2 protein-coding genes are annotated in these 2,323 nt (G+C 54.6%); both read right to left on the bottom strand.

All coding sequences use genetic code 11. From position 1 onward, the window contains the following. Positions 1-538: Gfo/Idh/MocA family oxidoreductase (locus tag Q0510_RS03865; RefSeq protein WP_298708431.1), on the bottom strand; the 538-nt coding region annotated here is incomplete at its 3' end. Positions 539-959: 421 nt separating this feature from the next. Continuing rightward, entirely contained in the window at positions 960-2,294 is a 1,335-nt protein-coding gene (locus Q0510_RS03860; protein ID WP_298708429.1) for an amidohydrolase family protein, read from the bottom strand. Positions 2,295-2,323 lie beyond the last annotated feature (29 nt).

The raw sequence follows: 2,323 nt of genomic DNA, 5'->3' as shown, positions 1-2,323 counted from the left end.
TGTCGATGTAGCGGAGGGTGCTGGAGGAAAAGACGGGCACCTTGTAATGATGCGCCGCACGGTAAATGGCGAGCACGTCGGTGAGCGAGGCGGCTACGGGCTTGTCGATGAAGACGGGCTTGCCCGCCCGGAATACTTCCAGCGCCTGGACCAGGTGCTCGGTGCCGTCGTTCGTTTCCAGCATGACGAGGTCGCACTCAGCCAGGAGTAATGCGATCGAATCTACCAGTTTCACGCCCTGCGCCTGGATAGCAGCGGTGTTCCGGGGGATCATGTCCATGCTGGATTTGATTTTGCGGCTCCCGTGAGGATAGGCTACCGTCACGCGCAAACCACCGTATTTATCGCCCGCGTCGGGCGCATTAAGGATTTTAGCGAAATGAGGGCCGTGCTCGGTGTCAAGACCGATCACACCGATGCGCTTGCCGTTAGCGGCGGCGAAAGATGCTAAAGCAGATAATTTGCCGGCAAATGCCAGTCCAAGCCCGGATAATGCGGCTGTTTTGAGAAAGGTTCTGCGTGGTTGTCCGTTTTGCATAGCGGGAATATAATTTTATGCGATTTGATGTTTATTCGCATCATTTCGCATAAAAATATATTCTTCAACCCAGCTTTTTAATATTTTTTATTAATGGTATAATATCAGCGTTTAGCCGTTCGGGTTTGGGCGGGAAGGGGATTGACAAGCGGCGGCGAACATAACGCCCACCGCAGCGCATAACGCGGAAAGGGATATAGGGGTGTTTTTCATATCATGAAGATAAAAAAAAACCGCCGGTCCGTTTCACACGGCAGACCGGCGGAGGTGTCGATATGCGAACGCATTGCGGCTCAGGCAATAGCGTATCTAACTTACCCAAACTTTCTCCAAAAATACATACAGCACCAGCATAATGTACAGTACGATGATGGGGAATACTGCATACGATTCAGCCAAAAAAGAGGTGAAATGCGACAGTTCAGGGTTGTTGAAGGGTGTTTTTATACACGATGCCATCTTTCATGATCAGCGTGAGGTTCTTTTCCGGATCTTCCAGCAGCTGGATGTTTTGGATGGGGTCGCCGTTGACGAGGATCATATCAGCCAGCGCGCCCTCTTCCAGCACGCCCAGCTTACCTTTGTACGGGCTCCGCTTCCCGGAGAGCGCCAGCAGCTCACCGTTGTTCCGCGTCGCCATCTGCAGGATCTCCACCGGTTTGAACCAGCGCGTCATCGCCGCCAGCCGCGCACCCTGACGGGTTGCAATACGGGCGTCGAACAAAGCGTCTGTGCCCCAGGCGATTTTCACTTTGTACTTTTTCGCCAGTGCAAAAGCATTGTCCGTTCCACTGTACATTTCCAGCTGCTTCTCGCGGTTCTCCCCTGTTTTGGGATTGCTGTCCTCATCATCGATAAACGGCTGCAAAGACCACCAGATCCCCTTCTCCGCAATCATCTTCGCCGACGCTTCGTCCGCCAGTTGCCCGTGCTCAATGCATTTCACACCAGCTTTGATCGCCGTCTGGATCGCATGTGGCGTATAGGCGTGCACCGTCACGTAAGTGCCCCAGTTTTCCGCCGCTTCCACTGCCGCGCGGAATTCCGCTTCGGTATATTGCGCCACATCCAGCGGATCGTACATCGAGCTTACGCCACCGCCTGCCATGAGCTTGAGCTGGCTCGCGCCGGCCATCAGCTGCTCGCGCGACCGGAGCAACACCGCATCCACTCCATCCGCAATAGCCGCCGCCCGGATACGCTCTGAATAACTCAAAGGATCATTGGCGGCTTTCGGTATCTCATAAGGCAAACGAAAATCGCCATGCCCGCCGGTTTGACTGATAAACGCCCCCGAAGGCCAGATCCTCGGGCCAGGCGTTACACCCGCATCGATCGCATCCTTCAATCCAAAAATCGGCCCACCCATGTCCCTCACGCTGGTAAACCCGCGCAACAGTGTATTACGGGCATTGTTACCCGCCATCAATACCACAAAACCAAAATCTTTTGTGATGGCCGCCAGCTGCGGGATGTTGGCGAACATGGCATGATAGTGCGCGTCGATAAGCCCGGGCATAAGGAATTGCCCCTTGCCGTCGATAATCGTGGTGTTCATGCTGCGGTCCGTCGGGATGGGGCCGCTCGATATTTTCGTGATGACGTTGCCGGTGATCAGCACGCTGCCGTTAAAAGGCGCTGCATCCTTTCCCGTAAATACGCGGACATTGGTGATGAGCGTGACGGATTTCGGTTTTTCCTGCGCAGCAGCCATGCCGGCTACGATCAGCATACAAAGGGTAAGGATCCGTTTCATGTTGCGGTTTTTGCGGCCCGGAGGCCGGT

Source organism: uncultured Chitinophaga sp. (genome assembly GCF_937874145.1).
In the GTDB taxonomy this organism is placed as follows: Bacteria; Bacteroidota; Bacteroidia; order Chitinophagales; family Chitinophagaceae; genus Chitinophaga.
Note: the sequence above shows the minus strand (reverse complement) of the source record. Positions and strands in the feature narration are given on the sequence as shown.